Here is a 20,388-nt window from a genome sequence, read left to right on the forward strand (position 1 = left end):
AATTATATAACTTTAGTCTATTAATGTCAAGTTTATTTAGTATATAACCAATACATATATTGATTAAATATTTATAACTTATTGCTACACCTTATTTAAAAACATATCTTTTATTCAACTAATTCATAGAAGTTTTAGGGAAATTTCATTATAATCAGCACCCAGATAATATGCAACTTTTTTTAGGAGCTAATACACATACCATGAAACATCTACCATTTGCTACAGTTGGCTTTATTGCTACGTTTGTAGGTATCACTACTTTTTTTACTTCAACCCTCTTTGCCGATAATGCGGATGGCGAAAAAAGCCGCCTTGCTTCATTAGCGAAATTTACAAGAGTGCTAGCTACCATTGAGAAATATTATGTTGATGACATTAAAATTGATGACATCGTGAAAAAGTCTATTGAAGGACTTTTAACCAATCTTGACGCACACTCATCGTACCTCGATGAAAAACACTTTAAAGATCTCAAAATTCAAACGGATGGTGAATTTGGTGGCCTTGGTATTACCGTAGGACAAAAAGACGGTGCTTTAACTGTTATTGCTCCAATGGAAGGCACTCCTGCTGACAAAGCTGGAGTCAAAGCCGGCGACATCATTCTAAAAATCAATAAACAATCCACCCTCAATATGACCATTGATGAAGCGGTTAATATTATGCGTGGAAAGCCTGGAACAGGCATTGAGCTTACATTGGTTCGTGAAGGAGAGATGAAGCCTTTAACGATTTCTATTGTTCGTGACATTATTAAAATTGAATCTGTTTATACCAAAATGGTTGAAAATGAAAATATTTTATATATTCGCGTCGTTAATTTTGATAAAAATATTGTAGGTGATGTTCAAGAAGCTTTAACAAAATATAAAAATGTTAAAGGAATCATCATGGATTTAAGAAACAATCCTGGTGGTCTTCTCAATCAAGCCGTTGGGTTGGTTGATCTCTTCGTCGATGATGGCATTATTGTTTCACAAAAAGGTCGCGTTGAGTCTGAAAATGCTGAGTATAAAGCAAGTAAAGCAGAGACTATGAGCCGAAAACCACTGGTTGTTCTTGTGAATGGAGGAAGTGCGAGTGCGAGTGAAATCGTCAGCGGTTCATTACAAGACCATAAGCGTGCCATTATTATAGGTGAAAAAACGTTTGGTAAAGGAAGTGTTCAAGCCATCTTACCTGTTGTCGATAATGAAGCGATTCGTTTAACAATTGCACGTTATTATTTACCAAGTGGAAGAACAATCCAAGCCGAAGGTGTCACACCTGATCTTATTGTGTACCCTGGTGAAGTTCCAAACAAAGCAACAGAACAACAAACACTTAAAGAAAAAGACCTCAAAAAACATCTTGAAGGTGAATTGAAAAAAATAGACGATAAAACAGATACAAAAACAAAAGCTAAAAATGGTAAAGAGACTAAGTCCGATAAAGAAATCGTAACACAAGCAAATCTATTCAAAGATATGCAGCTAAAAAGCGCTGTTGATGTAATCAAAGTGCTTTCTATTAAAAATAAATAGGAGAAACCCGTGAATAAAGGTGCGTTATTATACGAAGGTAAAGGTAAAAAACTTTTTTTAACTGATGATGAAAATCTTTTGATATCTGAATTTAAAGATGATTTAACAGCATTTAATGCAGAAAAACGAGGTAATGAAGCAGGTAAAGGTGCACTTAACTGTAAAATTAGCACACAACTTTTCCACCTTTTAGAAAAACATGGCATTCAAACACACCTTGTTAAAACGCTTGATGACACACATCAATTGATTAAAAAAGTTAAAATTATTCCTATTGAAGTCGTTGTACGTAATATCGCAACAGGCTCACTTTCAAAACGTCTTGCCATTAAAGACGGTACAGTGCTTCCTTTTACCTTAGTTGAATTCTATTATAAAGATGATGCACTTGGTGATCCAATTATTAATGACGAACACTGCTTACTTTTAGGCCTTGTTAAAAGCGAATCTGATTTGGAAGAACTGAAACGCCAAGGTCGTGAAATCAATGTCATTATGAAGAACTTTTTTGCTGAACGCAAATTAAAGCTTGTTGATTTTAAAATTGAATTTGGTGTTGATAAAGACGGAAATATCTTACTTTCAGATGAGATTAGCCCTGACAGCTGCCGTTTTTGGGATGCTGAGACCAATGAAAAACTTGATAAAGACCGCTTCCGCCAAGGACTTGGTAATGTCAAAGTTGCATACGAAGAAGTTTTAAAACGTATTTTAAACCATTAATCAAAAGGATTGTTTCACCATGAAAGTTATTGTCAATATTCAGCTTAAAGAAGGCGTTTTAGATCCTCAAGGAAAAGCTGTTCACCATGCACTTGCCTCTTTAAAATTTAATGAAGTTAATGAAGTACGTATCGGAAAACAAATTATTCTCAATATGGCAGACATGAATCAAGCTGAAGCTGAACAAAAAGTTACGACAATGTGTGAAGAGCTTTTAGCAAACACGGTTATTGAAAACTACACGATTGAGTTTCCAAAATGCTAGTCGCCGTTGCTGTATTTCCAGGAACCAACTGTGAAATTGATACAAAATATGCTTTTGAGAAATTAGGACAAGAGGTTGTTCTCGTTTTTCACAAAGAAGAAAAGCTGCCAGAAGGAACCGATTTAGTTGTACTTCCTGGTGGTTTTAGTTATGGTGATTATTTACGAAGTGCTGCTATTGCAAAATTTTCTCCCATTATGAAAGCTGTTATTGAATTTGCAAACAACGGTGGTAAAGTTTTGGGTATTTGTAATGGCTTTCAAATGCTTCTTGAGGCTCGTCTTTTACCAGGAGCGATGAAACGCAATGAAAATGTTCATTTTATTTCTCAGTTTTGTCATTTAAAAGTGGTCAATAACAACAATATGTTTTTAAGCCAATGCCATGTCGGAGATATTTTAAATATTCCTATCGCGCATGGTGAAGGAAATTATTACATTGATGAAGCAGATTTAAAAGCGTTATATGACAATGAACAAGTTCTTTTAACGTATTGTGATGAAACAGGCAAAGATGATAATCCAAATGGTTCTGTTGATTCTATTGCATGTATTTGCAATAAAACAAAAAATGTTTTCGGTCTTATGCCACATCCTGAACGCGCCGTTGAAGCTATTTTAGGTTCAGATGATGGCGTTAAAATGCTACAAGGGTTAATCCATTAATTATATGAAAAAAATCCTCATATCCTTTATCGTGCTCTTAAGTCTCTTCCAATCTGCTTTTGCAGAGGAAGGGGTCTTTGGAGATAGTAGTTCTGTTTTTCCTACACAATCGAAATCTCTTTTTCTTTCACTTGAATCGACACCGCAAAAAGTGTATGTCGGACAAGTTTTTGCTGTAAAGCTAAAAGCCATTGCGGCACAAAACAATATTGATGGGCTTGCCAATACCTTTTCAGGTGCTTCCGATGTGGTTGTTCTCAATCCACAAAATGCATGGGAATCTGCTGGCTCAAATATCTACTACAACACATTTTATTTTAAAATTACCTCTAAAAATGCTGTGATGCCACGGCTGAGTGTTTCGATAGTCAAAAATAAAGAGCCATTGGAGAGTGAACTCATTTCATTCACATTGCCAAATATTATTCAGCTTAAAAAAGAACCTTCTTTTAGTAATGTTATCGCTCAAACGTTAAGTATTAACAAATATAAAACAACCTCATTTGACTCTAAAAATGTTATTATCGTTTTAGAAATCGAAGCGACTGGTGCCAATTTACAAGATTTTGCCTTAAGTGAGTATGCTAAAAGTGGTATTGACTCCTTTTCTGAAAACAATACAACACAAAAGATTTATTACTACGCTATTTTCCCAAATTATCAAAAGAATTTTGAATTCAGTTACTTTGACCTGCCAACCAATAAATTTCATAAAATTACACTTCCCATTACCATTGAGAATGAAGAAGTCAGCACACAATTAGGCCTCAACCCCAAAGAGAGTATTTTTGAGTTTTATAAAAGCGTTGCTTATGGTGTCTTTGCTTTTATCTTCTTTATCATCTTGCTTAAAAAACGACGCTGGTATTATTTAGTATTGTCATTAATTTTCTTGTCACTTTTCTTTTTAGATCAAAATCCACTCAATAATGTTCAGCTCAAAACCAATAGCGTTTTAATGATTTTACCTACGGAAAAATCAACCGTCTTTTTCACCAGCGATAAGCAATTGCCAGTTGAAAAGCTAGGTGAGCGTGATAATTACATTAAAATCTTACTTCCAGATGGAAAAATTGGATGGACTGCGCGTGAAAATATTATCAAAAATTAGAGCTATTTATGTGATGATTGAATTTGTCATCACCGTCTTAATAACTATCGTCTTAATGTATGCATTTCGCAATCACACACACCCTATTAGGCGAACATGGGCACGCATGCAAACGTACCTTATGGGTTTTAATATTCATACAAAAAACGAAGCTTCTCTAAAAACGACGTTATTGGTTCTTAACCATCAAAGCTTAGTCGATATCGTTTGTCTTGAAGCGATTTACCCTAAAAATTTATGTTGGATTGCTAAAAAAGAGATTCAAGACATTCCACTCTTTGGGCACATTATTCCAGCCCCTCGTATGATAGCCATTGACCGAAAAGACAAACGCTCCATTATCAAAATGATTAAAGAGGGGAAAGAACGTCTAAGCGAAGGACGTGTACTAGCAATGTTCCCAGAAGGAACCAGAGGCAAAGGCGATAAACTTTTAAAATTTCAAAATGGTGCTAAAGTCTTGGCTGAAAAACTTGAACTCATCGTTCAACCTGCTATTATCGTTGGTGCTCGTGATATTTTAGATTCTAAAAATTTTGAAGCACGCGGTGGTGATGTACACGTTATTTACCTTGATCCAATCGATCCAAAAGAGGACGAACATTGGTATGAAAAAATGTATGAGTCTATGCAAGAAACACTTCAACAAGAACGGTTAGCCTCTACTTCAAACTAGATAAGAATCGCTACAAAAGTGGCTTTTCTTATTTTCATTTTTTGCTACAATAACGCTTCATTTTGGTTTTTTAAAAGAGTTTACATGTAAATTCTTTTTGAAAATCCATTTACTAAAGGAATACTATGTCAAAACATCAATTTCAAACCGAAGTCACACAACTTTTAGACCTGATGATTCACTCGCTCTACTCCAACAAAGAGATTTTTTTACGTGAGCTTGTTTCCAATGCTTCCGATGCCCTTGATAAACTGAGTTACCTAACGCTCACTGATGAAAAATACAAAACGCTCTCGTATACACCACGCATTGATATTGCAATTAACAAAGAAGCTAAAACACTCACCATCAGCGATAGTGGTATCGGTATGAACGAAGAAGAGTTGGTCGAAAATCTTGGTACCATTGCGAAAAGTGGAACCAAATCATTCTTAGCAAATCTCAGTGGTGACAAAAAGAAAGACTCAAGTCTCATTGGTCAATTTGGTGTTGGTTTTTACTCCGCGTTTATGGTTGCCAACAAAATTGAAGTGGTAAGCCGCAAAGCTGGCGAAGACAAAGCTTATATGTGGAGCTCAACGGCAGGTGCGGATTATGAAATCACCGAGATTGCTAAAGAAGGTCATGGGACATCCATTACCCTTTACCTTAAAGACGATGAAGATGAATTTTTAGAGTTTTACCGCATTCAAGAGGTCATCAAAAAATACTCTAACCACATTCAATTCCCTATTTTCATGGACAAAGAGGTGAAAGAGTATGATGACGAAGGCAAAGAAAAAAGCACCGAGATCAAAAACGAGCAAATCAACAAAGCCAGTGCGCTTTGGACGGTAGCTAAAAGCCAAATTAAACCTGAAGAGTATAAAGATTTTTACAAACAAATCTCTCACGATAGCACCGATCCGCTTCTTTGGAGCCACACCAAAGCAGAGGGTACATTTGAATACACCACCCTCTTCTACATTCCTTCAACACCACCAATGGATCTGTTTAGAATGGACTACAAGCCAGGTGTTAAACTCTACGTTAAACGTGTGTTTATTACCGATGATGAAAAAGAGCTGCTTCCAACTTATCTTCGCTTTGTCAAAGGTATCATCGATGCGGAAGACCTACCACTTAACGTAAGCCGTGAGATTTTACAACAAAACAGAATCCTAGAAACCATCAAAAAAGCTTCCGTGAAAAAAATCTTGAGCGAACTTAAATCACTCAAAGAAAAAGACGCAGAAAAATACCTCGAATTTTACAAAAACTTTGGTCGCGTCATCAAAGAAGGTTTGTACAACGACTGGGACAATAAAGAAGCACTGTTGGAACTTGTACTGTTCAAATCTTCAAAACGCGATGGACTTGTCAGCCTTAAAGAGTACAAAGAGAGTATGAAAGAGGATCAAAAAAGCATCTACTACATCACAGGCGAAAATGAAAGAATTCTTCGCAACTCTCCGCTCATTGAGCAGTTTAAAGCCAAAGATATTGAAGTCTTGTTGCTCGATGAAGAGGTCGATGCCATCGTCTTCCCAATGGTAGGTGAATACGATAAAACCCCAATCAAACCAGTAAACAACTCCGACATCGACGAAGAGATCAAAGAAGACAAAGCCAAAGTTGAAGAAGACGAAAAAACCTACAAAGAAATTTTGGTCAAAATGAAAGAAATCCTCAAAGACGATGCGAAAGATGTCAAAATCTCTAGCCGTTTGAGCGACTCACCATCATGCCTTGTGTACGATAAAAACGACCCCGATTTCCAAATGCAACAAATGCTCAAACAGATGGGACAAGACAATCTCCCAACCGTTAAGCCGATCTTAGAGATCAACCCTGAGCATGAGATTTTCAAAAAACTTAGCAGCAAATCTGATCTTTTAGAACTCAACGATGTGGCTTTCTTACTTCTAGATCAAGCCAAACTTCAAGAGGGAATGAAGATCGACGATACCGCGGCATTTGCCAAACGTTTAAATAAATATATCGCTAAAGCACTTTAAAAAATAGCTTTACATGTAAGGATCTTTCCTTACATGTAAAAGAGAACTACCCTTACCTTTCCGCACTACATCAAACCACCATTTTCATAAAACATCACACACGACTTTAAATGTTTGTAGAACTTTCACTGGTTATTGCAGATGGCAAGAATAGTGTAAAAAGTTAAAAACAAAGCCCCTTTTATTCAAAATAGGATTACCCAAAATCCAGTGGACTTTTTATCCCATTTTTATTGAGTTCTTTGACAACGTGTGTGTATATCATCGTCGTTTCAACAGATTTGTGCCCTAGAAGTTCTTGTATGGAGCGTATATCTGTACCATTTTGTAAAAGATGTGTAGCGTACGAGTGCCTAAAAATGTGTGATGTTACCCTCTTGTCTATATTTGATTTCATAACGGCATTTTTTATGTTTCTACTTAGCGTTGCATCTAGCATATGATGCCTTCTTTTCTCACCGCTTCTTGGGTCTGTTGAGATACTATCCATAGGAAAAACATACTGCCATTTGGTCTCAAATTTAGCTTTTGGATACTTTTTCTCTAGTGCATAAGGGATGTAAACACTACCAAAAACATCTTGCAAATCTTTTTGATGCAGTTCTTTGACTTTTTCAATCTGAATTTTAAGCTCATCTTTTATTTTATGAGGAAGTGGTAGTGTTCTATCTTTTAACGATTTGCTATCCCAAATATAAATCTTATCAAATCCAAAATCAATGTCCTTGATGCGGATATTTTGCACCTCGCTCATCCTAAGTCCGCATCCATACATAAGCTTGACCATAAGCTGATAGATACCTTTCATGTTGAAAATGACCTTCTTCACCTCATCTATCGTAAGAACCATAGGGATATGCTTTCTCTTTTGTGCTCTTAAAGCTTGAATGTTCCAAGTACTGATATCAACACCTAAAACTCCCTATATAAAAACAATAAAGCGCTAAAAGCTTGATTTTGCGTTGTTGGTGAGACTTTTTTTGTTACAGCTAAAAAAGTCAAAAAATCTTCTATCTCTTTTTTGCCCAAATCTAAAGGATGTCGCTTCTGATGAAAGAAAATATAGTGTTTAATCCAAAAAATATAAGTTTTTTCTGTTGAAATACTGTAGTGTTTAAATCGTATCTTATCACGAACTACATCGAGTAGTTTTTTCTTCATCATAAGCTCCTAACAATTAAACGACACAATGAGCATTTAACACTTTTTTCAGCTATTTAAACGACAAAATGTTCAAATAACGCCAAAAATATTTTTAAATAGTCATTGAAATTTTAGAAATTTTAGTAGATTTAGTAAAAAAATAGTTAAAATATTGCATTATGAAATATTTTTATTAAATAAACGAACATTTTTTATGTTCATTTATTTAAGTATATCAGACTGTTTTGTATATAATGTTCGTTGAATAAATAGTTATCTATACAATAATAAAAGCAGGGTGTTAATATAATGAACACAAAAATTAATTGGGATGAAATTAACATAATCATTCAAGAACGATCTAGCAAACATTCGTATATTGTGCTACCCAACGAGATGAACTCTATTGACTTAGAAATAATTGGATTTTTGATTTCAGAGGTTAATGAGTTTCCTGATAATCAAAAAAGAGTTAGTGAGTCAGGGGCTCTCTTTAAACAATACCTTTCTGATAAATACTCTGAGTTATCTCCCAAAAGTATCGACAAATTAGTTCATAGTTTTTGTTTCTTAAACAAATAACATTATGATAATGACACAAACTAATGTAGTTAACAAATCAGTGGAGCCAATAAATTACCCTACGGGCAATTTATTAGCTCATTTTAAACGTTATACAATCAAAATATAAACAATATTTTAAAAATTTTATAAGTTAGGAAAAAAATGATAAAAAACCATACAAAGACTGATAATTGGAGTGCAGAAGATTTAGTAAATGCTATAACTGATAGTTCAAATAAGAATAAAATTTTAATTCCAAAATTTCAAAGAACTTTAGTATGGAAACCTAATCAAAAAAAAGAATTTATTGATTCAATTAAAAAAGGGTTTCCTATTGGAGCATTATTACTCTATAAAACAAAGAGTGAAGGCAATACTACATTCTACACTTTGATTGATGGATTACAAAGATCAACCACTTTGAAACAGTATTCTGAAGCACCGACTAGTGAGTTATTCTTTGACAATACTAATATTGAAGATTCAACTATAATAGATCTAAAAAACTTAGTTGGCGATACTGTAGAGATAGAAGATTTAACAGAATGCATTGTAAAATGGATTACAAGTTTGAAAGGATTTGAAGAATCAAAAGGTTTTAGTTCATTTGAATTATCTGTCCATCTAAATGAAGTATTAAATTTAGAAAAAGATTTAGCTGGTGTCAAAGAAGTAACAAAAAAACTTGTACCTTATTTAGAAAGCATAAAAGATGATTCAAATATATCATCATTTGAAATTCCAATTTTGATTTACAGTGGTCCAGAGGAAAATCTTCCCGTTATTTTTGAAAGACTTAACTCACGAGGAACACAATTAAGTAAGTATCAAATTTATGCAGCTGCTTGGCAACACTATGAATTGTTTACAATCTCTAATACAGATATTATTGACAAAATAAAAAAGAAATATGAATCATTAATTGAAGAAGGTTATGAAATAGAAAACTATGATGGATCAAAAAAATTCTATACAACAAAATTTTCTAAATTTGAATATCTTTTTGGACTAGGAAAATTATTAGCAGATAAATATACATATTTATTCTCTAATAATTCTAAATCTGAACAGGAAGATTCTATAGGTTTTAATATTACAAATATTTGTTTAGGAAAACAATTTAGCGAAATGAACCTTCTTCCTAAGTATCTTGCAGAATATCAACTTGATGAATTTGAGAAATGTATCTTTAATTCTATTGAATTTATCAATGATTGTCTAAAAGGACAAATATCATTAAAAATGAATACAACAAAAAGAATTTCTATTGTTCATACAGAGATGCAAATAGTTTCAATGATCGGAAAAGCATTCCATTCTCGTTATGATAGTAAATTGATAGAAAAAAACACTTGGGCAGAGTCAAAAATAAAATTAAAAAAGAATATAAAATTTCATTATTTATATGACATTCTAAAAGAATCTTGGAAAGGTTCAGGAGATACAAGAGCATTTAGCTTAATTAACTCTGATCGATATGAAAATGCAATTAGTAAAAAACAATGGGAGAATCTTTTTGAAGAATTGTTAGAAAACGATTTACTAAAAAAAGAAAAAATAAGAGTTAATATAAAAGATAGTTCTATTCTTTTTTATAAATATTTATACACATATACACTTTCTGCTTATGAAGAATTATCAGATAAATCATTTGATATTGAACATTTAGTGCCTGTTGGTAGATTAAAAACAATAGCAAGTGATATAGGTTTACCAATAAGCGCTTTTCCTAACTTATGTTTACTTGATAGTACTTTAAATAGAAAAAAAGGGGATGAAACCTATTATGAACATTATAATAAATTGATTGATCAAGAAGAAAAAACAAAAGAGCAAGCTGAAATTGAATTAACACATATTGAGGGATATTCTTTTACAAATAAAACTGATCTAGATTTTGTGACAACTGATTTTACAAGTGAAAATTACATTAATTTTCTTAAGAATAGGTTTAAGGTTATAACTGAAAAATTTTATGAACTTTATGAAATAAAATAAAAAATGTATAACAAAACCTAGCACCGAACAGCAAGCTGTCGGTGAAGTCAACCGTTAAGGCTATAAATGAAAAAGATCATGTTTGTCTGTGCTGTTCTGTTTTCCTTGAATGTGAATGCAGAAATTTATCGTGAAGCAAAAGTTTGCGATGACTCCAATCAGCTTTGTTTTTTTTGGTGGCCTAAACTAAAAGAAGTGTCAGGTTGGCAACAAGACATGTCGCATAGTTATCATTACCGAATGAATACGCAAGCGCCAACTGGTTTTACATTCTCAAATGCTGAAGTAGTCGTATACGCAAGAGCAATGTACAAGCCTGCAGTTCCTGATACAAAAAACATTGAACAGTTTATTGAAAAAGACAAAGCTGATTTTCTCAGTGACAACCCATCGTTTTCTATTAGGCAGTCAGAAACTCTAAAAGATAACAAAGGGAGAAATTTCACGTCATACCAATTCAAGCCAAGTGGAAAAGGTAATTGGGAACAAATAGCATATTCCGAAGAAATAGACGGAGATCAAAACGAGTATTACCTTGTATTTGTTCTTAGTTCTAGAACAGAAACTGGTTACAAGGAGTCAATAGATACCTTTAATAAATTTGTCACAAGCTACGAATAAAGACCTTAACAAATCAAAGGAGAGCAATCAAAAACCCGTAAGCGGCTTTTTGATTGCTCATTTTAAACGTTAGAGAAAAAAAGGACTAATCTTTTAACGTTTTACATGTAAAGTGTGATTGCCCTCACTGCTTCAGGGTATGCGTGAGCGTACTTTTGAATACCAGCTCCAAAACTCTCCAACATATCTTTCGCTCGAATAAATAGTGCAGTGTCATCTTCAAGCTTTGCTAATTCAAAAAGATTTTTGATCATCGTTGAAAGCGGACTTTTGTAGCTGTTGTCTTCCAAAACGGCTTTGGCACGAAACGCTTTGTCGGAGAGATACCACGTCTCTTCTTTATAAAATTTCTGCTCCGCTTCATGGCTCAATGTCTTTGCTAAAGCTAAATACTGCGCCTCTTTCGTATGGGTATATCCTTGCAGTAAAGCTTCAATCAAAAAGGCATAATCTTCCAACAATGCTTCCACTTTCAAACTACCGCCTAAAACCATTTGGTGGTACAAAACACCGTTTACATGTAAAGATTTCAAAAGTGTATCAAGCACGTTTTTTGCTTTTTCAACCTTATCTGCCTCAAAAAGTGCCGTGACCATCAACGCATTCCACGCGGTCAAAATTTTGGTGTCGATAAACGGATACGCTACCTTTTGACGTAGCTCTTTCAAAATCACAACGGCTTCGTCCAACCGAGAAGGTTTTTCATTACATGTAAGAATTGGATTGGTGGTTTGATGCTCAAAGTTGCCAAACTTCGTGATGCCAAAATAGTCCATCACCACTTTGACTTCGGCTTCGTTCAGCCCTCCTTTTGAAAGAGCCTCTTTAGCCTGTGCAAATCCAAAAACAAAGTATTTGCCCTCTTCTCCTTCACTGTCAGCATCACTGGCACTGAGGTAGAGTCCCTCTTTTAAGAACCGCTCATCCATCGCTTCGATAGTTGTGTCAATCACCTCTTGAAAGAAAGGTTTTTGCGTGATTTTAAATACTTTAGCATAGACTTCGATGAGTTCGGCATTGGTGTAAAGCATCTTTTCAAAATGCGGAATAATCCAGTTCTCATCGACACTGTAACGGTAAAAGCCACCTTCAATTTGATCAAAGATACCACCTCGTGCCATCGCATTCAAGGCATCTTCGCTCATGTATAACGCTTCAAGATTGCCCGTTTTGTGATAAATATCTAAAAGGGCATTCCACGTCGAAGCATGGGGAAACTTGGGCGCACTGCCAATGCCTTTGGAAACCTCGTCATAGCTCGCCTTTACTTTGCTCACAAACGTTTCAATGACCGTGCCTGCATGAATGCTCTCTTTTTGCTCAAAACTGCGCTCATAGTGCTTAATAGCAGCTTCGATGCTTTGCGCACTTTTTTGAATTTCGGCCAAATCATCGTCAAATTTGCCTTTGATAAAACTCGTAAGCTCCCTAAATCCCATACGCCCATGAGCACTTTGTGGTGGCAGATACGTTCCTGCAAAAATGACTTGTTGTGTGGGAGTCATAATAATGCTGAGCGGCCATCCACCAGAACGCTGGGTGAGCAGATAATGCACGTCTTGGTAGTATTTATCAAGGTCTGGCATCTCTTCACGGTCCACTTTGATGCTCACATAAGAGTCATTGAGCACTTTAGCACTCATCTCATCTTCAAACGTTTCTCGCTCCATCACATGACACCAATGACAGGTGCTGTATCCGATGGAAAGAAAGATAAGCTTGTTTTCTTCTTTGGCTTTGGCAAGCGCTTTATCACTCCATGCCATCCAGTTTACAGGATTGTGTGCGTGTTGCAAAAGATACGGTGAGTCTTCATGAATGAGTTCATTGGTATGCATTGGTATTTCCTATGGGTGGTAAGGCTCTGGAATGTAGCCTTGAGACATTAAACGATTCATGCCTCCTGTAAGATTGATAACTTTATAGCCTTGCTTTGACAAAAAATCTGAGACAGCAGTGGTGCGATTGCCTGTACGGCAAATGAGGGCAAACTCTTTTTCTTTAGTGACGTGTTTGTTAAGTTCTTTGAGGAACGCTTCTGTGTCATAATGTCCTGCCGTATCAAAAAAGGTGATTGGAATTGCATTTTTGACGAGACCACTCTCTTTCCATTCAGGAAGTGTTCTAATATCAATGATTTGAATACCGCTATTGACAACAGCTGTACTTGCTTCCATAGTGCGAACTTCAGCCATTAAGCATGTTGCGAAGAAGAGTAAAAGAGAGCCCCATATACGCATAAATAACCCCTATGATTTTTAAGAGTTATTTTATCCCTTTTATGTAAGAAGAGGCTTTAAATCTTAATGTACCATTCCAGCTTCAACTAAAAAAGGAGAATGCGTATAGGTGATTTTTTTGATTTTGTCGTATTTGGCATAGGAGAGATAGAGCATATCTTTAGCACGAGTGGTTGCCACATAAAAAAGGCGACGTTCTTCTTCAAGACTTCCACCTTTTTGCATCAATTTACGATTTGGGAAGCGCCCATCCATTAAATCGATGACATAGACTTCTTTAAATTCAAGCCCCTTACTGGCATGAATACTGAGCAAATTGACTCCTTCACCTTCGCTCATTTCATTACTTCCAAGGGTCAAAGCATTTAAAAAACGCTCACTGGAGGCATAAGAACTTGCCAAGTCTTTTAGTAAATGCCCTTTTCTAAAAATTCGCGCGCGGGCTTCTTGTTTTTGCTTTTCATCCACACTGCCATCTTTTTTAATAGAACGTTTCACGGCTAAAACTTCTGCAACAGCGCTAAAGACTTCAGAACTTATCACATGATTGATGAGACTTTGCGGGTTTTTAATGCGTATGGCATGTTTCATAAATTTATAAAACGCATGCAAAAATTTTGCACCGTCCACCGTTAATTTAGGGTGCTTTAAAATGGGGCTTGATAAAAAGAGCTCTTCAAATCCCAAACTATAAAAGCGACTGACACTGCCAAGGTCGATAATATCGTCAAAAAGCCCTAATTGATGGTTTTTAGGACGTTTTTTAAATAAATCTTCGACATTGTCTTTCGGATGAAAAAACCCTTGGTAAATATTGCCCTCGCCTAGTTTAAAAAGTCCGTCAAAAAGCTCTTTGGAAAGCGAACTTCCCACACCTCTTGCGTATTCAAACGTATGGATAAATGCCATCATATCTTTGGGATTTACAACAACCCCAACAAGATCAAGCATGGCTTTAACTTCAGCCGCATCAAAAAAGCTGATGCCCCCTTTGCGTTTACATGTAATTCCTTGTTCCCTCAGTGTAGCTTCGATGCCATCGGCACTGGAATTATTACGAAAAATGACGGCTATGTCATTATGGGGATAATTCGAGTGTTTAATCAAAGATGAAATAGACTGATATTGAGAAAACAATTCATCATAAATGAGAAGCTTTGGCGCTTCAAATGCCCCATCACGTGTCACTTCCAAACGTTTTTCATACAGTCTAGGATTTTTTTCAATAACACGATTGGCTAAGGAAAGAATTTTATGGGAGGAACGGTAATTTTTATTGAGCGTAAAGACATTGGCATCAGGGTATCGCGTTGCAAAAGAGCCAATAATATCAATATTTGCACCGTTAAACGCATAAATACTCTGGTCATAATCCCCAACACAAAACAGGGAACGTGAGCGAAAGGCATCGATTAAAGAGCCTTGCAAGGTGTTAGTGTCTTGGTATTCATCAATGAGCACTTCATCAAAAGAGACAGTGTCGTTTTTTTTCAGAGATTCACGCATAAAAATAAGTAAATCATTAAAATCAACATAACCAAATTCACGCTTGAGTGCTTGAAACTCTTCAAAAATATCTTCATAAATATCGAAGAAAACGCCATGATCGCTGTCATTTTCTTCCAACCACTCCGTAAAACCTAATGTCACGGTGCTGTTTTGATACAGTGAAAAAAGGTCATACAAATAAGCAGCGCTGTACGCTTTCACGCCTGAATCAATATGGTCAAATCGTCTTCGCTCAACAATACTCTTGAGCAAAATTTTTAAGTCTTTGGGCTGTTTGAGAACAATATTGGAACCCATTTTTTTGAGCAACCGATAGCTTACGGCATGAAACGTTCCAGATTCGATTTGTGACGTAACAGATTTATCAAAAAAAACGCCTATTCGCTCAATCATTTCAGCAGCGGCTTTATTGGTAAATGTGAGGAGTAATATTTTGGAAGGGGCGATGCCATGTTGCAATAAATACGCAAGCCTTGCAACAATGGTTGAAGTTTTACCCGTTCCAGCACTCGCAATAATGAGATTGTGTCCTAATGGTGCAGTGGCTGCACTTCTTTGTTCGGTATTGAGTCGGCTAAGGGGCATTATAATCCTAGAGAAAAAAACTTTAGAGGCGAAATTGTAGTCAAAAACACCCTAAAGCAAAGTAAAACAGGAAATGGGATTCTTTGCCTTTGGCAAGCTTAACCAGAAAAAGGTTGCTATAAAAGCGTAAAAATGGAATGAAAAAAGGTTAAAGATACCAGTGGCGTTTTACCAATTTTCCATTTTTATTTTCATCAATATAGACTTTTTTTGGTTCATCTTTTGAGAGCCATAACAGATAATCCATCTCTTCCGTACTGATTTCAATGCCGTTCTCACCTGTTTTATAATTTCCTTTTGAAAGCTGTTCAAACACACGAGAGAGGACATGATTTGTACGAGGGAGAGTCAGTTCTTTGATGTTAATATTATCGAGCATGAATTCATAAATCAATTTTTTTTGAAGAATCAGCGTTGCGAAGTAAGAACCGCTTTCGCGATACTCTTTCGTGCTAATCAAATTTTTAACGATATTGCCAAGAGGGTTAATAGAATCAACTCTCGCACAAGCATCACCAATCGCAACGAGTATTTGCTCATTTTTTTCATTTTTCAAGTATAAAGCTGCACCATCATTACATACTTTTTCAAAATTTTTTGCTTCATAATCACGTAAGACATCGTTATACGAATACGCATACAGAGAACTCCAAAAGAAACTCAACATTACCACTAATAATTTCATTCTTGTCCTTTGTAAAAATTTAGAAGCTCTTGAGCTTCTTCTGACTTAATATAACTTAAAAAAAGTTCTAAAGAGCTTATAGCCTCACTTCTTTGCCCCAAATAAAACTTTGCCTTGGCATATAAGATACGCGGTTTATCAGAATGGGTATCCAATTGACTTGCTTTTTTTGCCCATGCAATGGCTTCTTGATAGGATTTTAGGTTGAAATAAAATTGTGCTAAAGCAAATGCGTTCTCATAATTTTGTAGCGCTTTAAACTGATTTAAAAGCTCATGTTCTTGTTTTAAGGAGCGCATAGCCTCTTGGGACTCTTCTTCTGACAATTTGGCTATTTTTGGCATTAATCCATGAACACCCAAGAACAGAACATCTTCTTTTTTTTGAACGGCTTCAATGGTTACATTATCTTCAATCGCCGGTATTTCCACGCGCTCAACAGGTTTTGGACTTACCGTAGCAGGTGGCGCTACGATTGGCTTTTCAGCAACGAAGATGTGTTCAGGCTTATGAGATTGATGGTAAAAATAGAACACGCCAAAGGCTGATAAGAATAGAATTGAAATAAAAAAAACAATGCGCATAATGCGTGCTTTTTTAAGTTTTTGGCATCGCTTTTCTAAAGAGACAAAATGAGTACTAGTCATGAATAAGACCTATGTCTAGTGCTGTCATCGCTAAAAGACAGCTATTGATTTTTCGGTATTTAGACAAATTATTTTTTTGCGCAAACAGGAGTAACTTCATTAGTGTATAGAGAAATTTTTTAATGGTGCGAAAATTCCCATGCGTATAACGAGCAATGGCCTTTGCCTCGCTTTTAGAAAATAACAATGCAATTTCGCCATGGGTTTGTGACATCAAGAGCGTGTGAATATAGCGTAAAACTTCTTTTTCCTCGAGATTACCGTATTCGATGACCAACTTACTGCGTGTTTTAAATTGTTTCTTTTGCAATAAAACTAGACCTTCATCTTTGTGCATAGCTAAGACAAACTGAAACAGTTTCATATCGCCAAGGATGCGAATCAATTCAAACTGATCGTCATTGAGCAGTTGTGCTTCATCAATAAAAACGGTACATTGGGTACCTGCATACGCTTCAAAAAGTTCTTCAAGGTACTCTGCTCGTGTTTTTGTTCTATCAAAAATCATGCCACGAGCCTCATACATCAACTTAAACAAATCACGTGGGTCAAAAAAAGGATGTTCAATAAAAACACTGATGGAACGTATAGCCGTTGCATGGTGCATCACACGCATAATATGGCTTTTGCCAACACCAGGGTCTCCTACGATAAAAATCAGTGGGATAGCACTATTTCCAATAGATTCAATCAGCTTGGTGCGTGCGATTTCAGCGCTGATGCTATCAAAATAAAATGAAGGATCAATACAATCTTTAAAAAGCTCTTTCGCGGCTTCAAAATCTCTCATTCATACTCTTTGCACGTCTATATTTGGTTTTTCTTTATTTTAGCATATTATGAAACCATTTAGTGTGTAAGCTTTAATTATTAGTATCTCTTACAATGAAAGAAGGCTTAGGAGCCAAAAGATGCGCTCACTTTCCCATCACCATTAAAAATTAACAGCGTTTTCTTCTGGTAACAATGACCTTTTAGGAAGTGGCGGCGCAAGGTTGAGCTGAGGAAGTTGTTGCTGTTTTGGTGCGGCATTGGAGTGTTGTTGAGAGAACACTCCTTCTTTTTTCAAAGCATCCACAATTTCTTGTGTGCTAGGATTGGTCTTAACCGTTAATTCTTTGATATAAATTGTATCGATTGTCAGGGAGTGTGTTTTTTTAGCATACGCAATCAATGTAGCTTTTAACAACTCTTTTCCGCGTGAGGTTACTAAATCTTCTGCGTAATAACTTCCTATCACGATATTCAGTGCGTCAATGACTTTATACTCTAAATGCTTTACTTCATCGCCTTCAAAAATCATTCCGAGTGTTATATCCACAGGCCTTTTATCGACTTTGGAGAAGACATTGGCGTGAAAATGCTCTAACACCAATGTCTCTGCAAAAAGATTTACATGTAAAAGTACAACAACCCACCAAAGATAGCGCATTTTAACCTTTTTATACCGTTGTATCAAGCACTTGTCCACCAAGCTCTGCGATTCTCGCATCTACTTTTTCGAGTGCTTTTTGCATCGTAGTATAACTAATTTCAGGTAATTTTTCACCCCATATCCGTTCGGCATCTTTGAAGCCTTGCAACATGCCAGAACGTCCTGCTTGAAGTTTTTCTAAATCGCTTCCTGCACCATTAATCACAAAATCTGCAATACGTCCACTCGTTTGAGAAATGCCAAAAAACCCATCTTCTGAGACCAAATCTTTTGCTTCACTTTGTGTCAGTTGCGCAATAGGTTTTCCGGTATAACCAGTAGCCGCAACACTAAAACTTTGAGCTTGCGAACCAAACTCTTCCCCTGTTTTTGAAAAAACATCGGATTGATATTGCGCTATATAGCTGTTAATAATATCGCGAGCTGTTTTTTTGGTATTGAGACCAACTTCTGAACCATTACTGTTACTTTGTTGAGTATAGGTTAATACACCCATTTTCTCATATGAAATTTCTAAGTTCATCCTTTTCCCCCTCGATGAAATAGCATGATTCTTGCTTTACATGTAAATCGTCCAATTCCTTAAAAAAGTGAATCGTTTGGTTGCTCTTCCAACTTTAAAATCGTACTTTTTTGATAAAACTCCCCTACTTTGGGAGAGACTTGAACACACCGTGCTAAATGCTCAAAAAAGCGTTGATACGAATACTCTAGCATCAGAGATTGAGGGTAGCGCGCTCGGGAAATCGCAACATAAAATTGGCTTTTTTCAAAGATGTTATTGATATTGCACACCAAGGAATCGATACTCATCCCCTGAGACTTGTGAATGGTAATCGCATATGCGAGTTTTAGCGGAAATTGCTCAATGGAAACTAAAGGCTTTTCTTGGACTTCGCCACCCATAACGACTGTGTCGTGAAGTGTGTATTCTTGGCGTTCAACTTTTACGAGCTCGCCTTTTTTCTCCACGAGCACAACATCAGCGTCAATTGCACGTATAATACCGACTTCACCATTATAATACTTTCCCCATTTATTCGTGCAAAAAAGTACCTTTGCGCCAATTTTTAGCGTCAAATCAACGGGGATTGGTAACGCATTTTTCCAACTCTCTATTTTATTGACATGTAACGTTTTTTCATGCACATTTTCTTTGGCTTTTAAGACTATCGGTTCACTCTCAAGTTCCATAAGCCTTCGGATATTAAGCGCTTCTGCTTCCTTGTTACGCCCAAATAAAACGGTTGGGTCATCATCCCATACATGCACATTGTGGCGTAATGTTTCAAGGTATTCTTTGGTTTCATCATCCAAAACGCCTCGTCTTATTTTGCTTAAAATTGAAAAAAATGCCGTATCTTGCGTTCGTTTGGTAATGGTGAGTTCTACAATAATTGGCTCAAAAGCTTGCCATGAACTGCTTTCGAATGCGTACTCAAAGCCTCCCCAAAGCGTGTTTTCCTTAGCTTTTGAAACAGGAGGTAATTGAAAAAAGTCACCGACAAACAGCACACTACCTTCAAATCCAGCGTTACGCAGTCGATAATACATCATATCGAGTAAATCAGCCGAAACCATGCTGATTTCATCAATAATTAATAAATCACACCTTGTCAGTACTTTTTTGATTTCTGACAGTCTGGCTTTAGCATAACGATCATGACGACTCAATTCATCGAGGTGATTGCAGATACCAAAAGCAAAAAAACTGTGCAGAGTTTGTCCTCCAACATTCACAGCACTCACCCCTGTACTTCCTAGTACAACGATTTGTTTGCCTATTTTTCGCAAACTGGTGACAATTTCACCCACCAGATAGCTTTTTCCAACGCCTGCACCACCGGTGAGTAAAACATTGTTTTTTTCTAAAATATCTATGACATTATGGGCTAAATTCAAGGTCACTTCTTTCATGGTATTAGACAAAGTGTGTAAGCGTTATCGTATAAGACAAGCAAGTCTAATAGTTGTTTTGGGTATTATAGCATTTACAAA

At 36.0% G+C, this 20,388-nt stretch carries 20 protein-coding genes; 9 read left to right on the forward strand and 11 right to left on the reverse strand.

All coding sequences use genetic code 11. The features are described 5' to 3' along the window. Nucleotides 1-203: 203 nt before the first annotated feature. The 7 genes from AC5SLP_RS12790 (at nt 204) to htpG (ending at nt 6,963) form a co-directional block, all read left to right on the forward strand. A complete protein-coding gene (locus AC5SLP_RS12790) occupies nt 204-1,526 on the forward strand; it encodes a S41 family peptidase (RefSeq protein ID WP_495255544.1) in 1,323 nt (440 codons plus the stop codon). A gap of 9 nt (nt 1,527-1,535) precedes the next feature. After that, nucleotides 1,536-2,249, forward strand: a complete 714-nt coding sequence (gene purC / locus AC5SLP_RS12795) for a phosphoribosylaminoimidazolesuccinocarboxamide synthase (protein WP_495255545.1) — start codon at nt 1,536-1,538, stop codon at nt 2,247-2,249. A gap of 19 nt (nt 2,250-2,268) precedes the next feature. Next, nucleotides 2,269-2,514 (forward strand): phosphoribosylformylglycinamidine synthase subunit PurS, encoded by a 246-nt coding sequence (gene purS / locus AC5SLP_RS12800; protein WP_495255546.1) that lies wholly within the window; start codon nt 2,269-2,271, stop codon nt 2,512-2,514. Beyond that, nucleotides 2,508-3,179 carry a phosphoribosylformylglycinamidine synthase subunit PurQ gene (gene purQ, locus AC5SLP_RS12805; RefSeq protein ID WP_495255547.1) on the forward strand — a complete coding sequence of 224 codons (672 nt, stop codon included), beginning with the start codon at nt 2,508-2,510 and terminating at the stop codon, nt 3,177-3,179. The genes purS and purQ overlap by 7 nt, the downstream gene beginning before the upstream one ends. Nucleotides 3,180-3,183: 4 nt before the next feature. Then, the gene (locus tag AC5SLP_RS12810) at nt 3,184-4,290 is read left to right on the forward strand and encodes a hypothetical protein (protein WP_495255548.1); all 1,107 of its coding nucleotides are present in this window, start codon (nt 3,184-3,186) and stop codon (nt 4,288-4,290) included. Continuing rightward, nucleotides 4,268-4,966, forward strand: coding sequence for a lysophospholipid acyltransferase family protein (locus tag AC5SLP_RS12815; RefSeq protein WP_495255549.1), 699 nt, complete (start codon nt 4,268-4,270; stop codon nt 4,964-4,966). Before AC5SLP_RS12810 ends, AC5SLP_RS12815 begins: the two co-directional genes overlap by 23 nt. A 125-nt stretch (nt 4,967-5,091) precedes the next feature. Continuing rightward, nucleotides 5,092-6,963, forward strand: a complete 1,872-nt coding sequence (gene htpG, locus AC5SLP_RS12820; RefSeq protein WP_495255550.1) for a molecular chaperone HtpG — start codon at nt 5,092-5,094, stop codon at nt 6,961-6,963. A 196-nt stretch (nt 6,964-7,159) separates the two neighbouring features. On the opposite strand, the gene AC5SLP_RS12825 is transcribed toward htpG, so the two are convergent. Together AC5SLP_RS12825 and AC5SLP_RS12830 are read right to left on the reverse strand one after the other, a co-directional pair. Next, the gene (locus AC5SLP_RS12825) at nt 7,160-7,867 is read right to left on the reverse strand and encodes an integron integrase (RefSeq protein WP_495255586.1); all 708 of its coding nucleotides are present in this window, start codon (nt 7,865-7,867) and stop codon (nt 7,160-7,162) included. A gap of 8 nt (nt 7,868-7,875) precedes the next feature. Then, nucleotides 7,876-8,124, reverse strand: a complete 249-nt coding sequence (locus AC5SLP_RS12830) for a phage integrase N-terminal SAM-like domain-containing protein (protein ID WP_495255551.1) — start codon at nt 8,122-8,124, stop codon at nt 7,876-7,878. Nucleotides 8,125-8,832: 708 nt separating this feature from the next. Between AC5SLP_RS12830 and AC5SLP_RS12835 the strand changes: the two genes are divergently transcribed. Together AC5SLP_RS12835 and AC5SLP_RS12840 are read left to right on the forward strand one after the other, a co-directional pair. Further along, a complete protein-coding gene (locus AC5SLP_RS12835; RefSeq protein ID WP_495255552.1) occupies nt 8,833-10,668 on the forward strand; it encodes a DUF262 domain-containing protein in 1,836 nt (611 codons plus the stop codon). A 66-nt stretch (nt 10,669-10,734) separates the two neighbouring features. Next, nucleotides 10,735-11,289, forward strand: coding sequence for a hypothetical protein (locus AC5SLP_RS12840; RefSeq protein WP_495255553.1), 555 nt, complete (start codon nt 10,735-10,737; stop codon nt 11,287-11,289). A gap of 101 nt (nt 11,290-11,390) precedes the next feature. On the opposite strand, the gene AC5SLP_RS12845 is transcribed toward AC5SLP_RS12840, so the two are convergent. The 9 genes from AC5SLP_RS12845 to AC5SLP_RS12885 all read right to left on the reverse strand — a co-directional run bounded on the left by AC5SLP_RS12845 (nt 11,391) and on the right by AC5SLP_RS12885 (nt 20,292). Continuing rightward, a complete protein-coding gene (locus tag AC5SLP_RS12845) occupies nt 11,391-13,127 on the reverse strand; it encodes a thioredoxin domain-containing protein (RefSeq protein ID WP_495255554.1) in 1,737 nt (578 codons plus the stop codon). A gap of 9 nt (nt 13,128-13,136) precedes the next feature. Beyond that, entirely contained in the window at nt 13,137-13,529 is a 393-nt protein-coding gene (locus AC5SLP_RS12850) for a rhodanese-like domain-containing protein (RefSeq protein WP_495255555.1), read from the reverse strand. 63 nt (nt 13,530-13,592) lie between these two features. After that, nucleotides 13,593-15,623 (reverse strand): ATP-dependent helicase, encoded by a 2,031-nt coding sequence (locus AC5SLP_RS12855; RefSeq protein WP_495255556.1) that lies wholly within the window; start codon nt 15,621-15,623, stop codon nt 13,593-13,595. A 148-nt stretch (nt 15,624-15,771) separates the two neighbouring features. Further along, nucleotides 15,772-16,308 carry a hypothetical protein gene (locus AC5SLP_RS12860; protein ID WP_495255557.1) on the reverse strand — a complete coding sequence of 179 codons (537 nt, stop codon included), beginning with the start codon at nt 16,306-16,308 and terminating at the stop codon, nt 15,772-15,774. Continuing rightward, nucleotides 16,305-16,955 (reverse strand): CDC27 family protein, encoded by a 651-nt coding sequence (locus AC5SLP_RS12865; RefSeq protein WP_495255558.1) that lies wholly within the window; start codon nt 16,953-16,955, stop codon nt 16,305-16,307. The genes AC5SLP_RS12860 and AC5SLP_RS12865 overlap by 4 nt, the downstream gene beginning before the upstream one ends. After that, nucleotides 16,948-17,745: an AAA family ATPase gene (locus tag AC5SLP_RS12870; RefSeq protein WP_495255559.1), complete on the reverse strand. Its 798-nt coding sequence runs from the start codon at nt 17,743-17,745 to the stop codon at nt 16,948-16,950. Before AC5SLP_RS12870 ends, AC5SLP_RS12865 begins: the two co-directional genes overlap by 8 nt. Nucleotides 17,746-17,889: 144 nt before the next feature. Continuing rightward, the gene (locus AC5SLP_RS12875) at nt 17,890-18,387 is read right to left on the reverse strand and encodes a flagellar basal body-associated FliL family protein (RefSeq protein ID WP_495255560.1); all 498 of its coding nucleotides are present in this window, start codon (nt 18,385-18,387) and stop codon (nt 17,890-17,892) included. A gap of 10 nt (nt 18,388-18,397) precedes the next feature. Continuing rightward, a complete protein-coding gene (locus AC5SLP_RS12880; RefSeq protein ID WP_495255561.1) occupies nt 18,398-18,913 on the reverse strand; it encodes a hydrogenase-4 component G in 516 nt (171 codons plus the stop codon). A gap of 59 nt (nt 18,914-18,972) precedes the next feature. After that, nucleotides 18,973-20,292, reverse strand: a complete 1,320-nt coding sequence (locus AC5SLP_RS12885) for an ATP-dependent DNA helicase (RefSeq protein ID WP_495255562.1) — start codon at nt 20,290-20,292, stop codon at nt 18,973-18,975. Between the last annotated feature and the right edge of the window lie 96 nt (nt 20,293-20,388).

It is taken from the genome of Sulfurospirillum sp. E15m, from assembly GCF_059415145.1.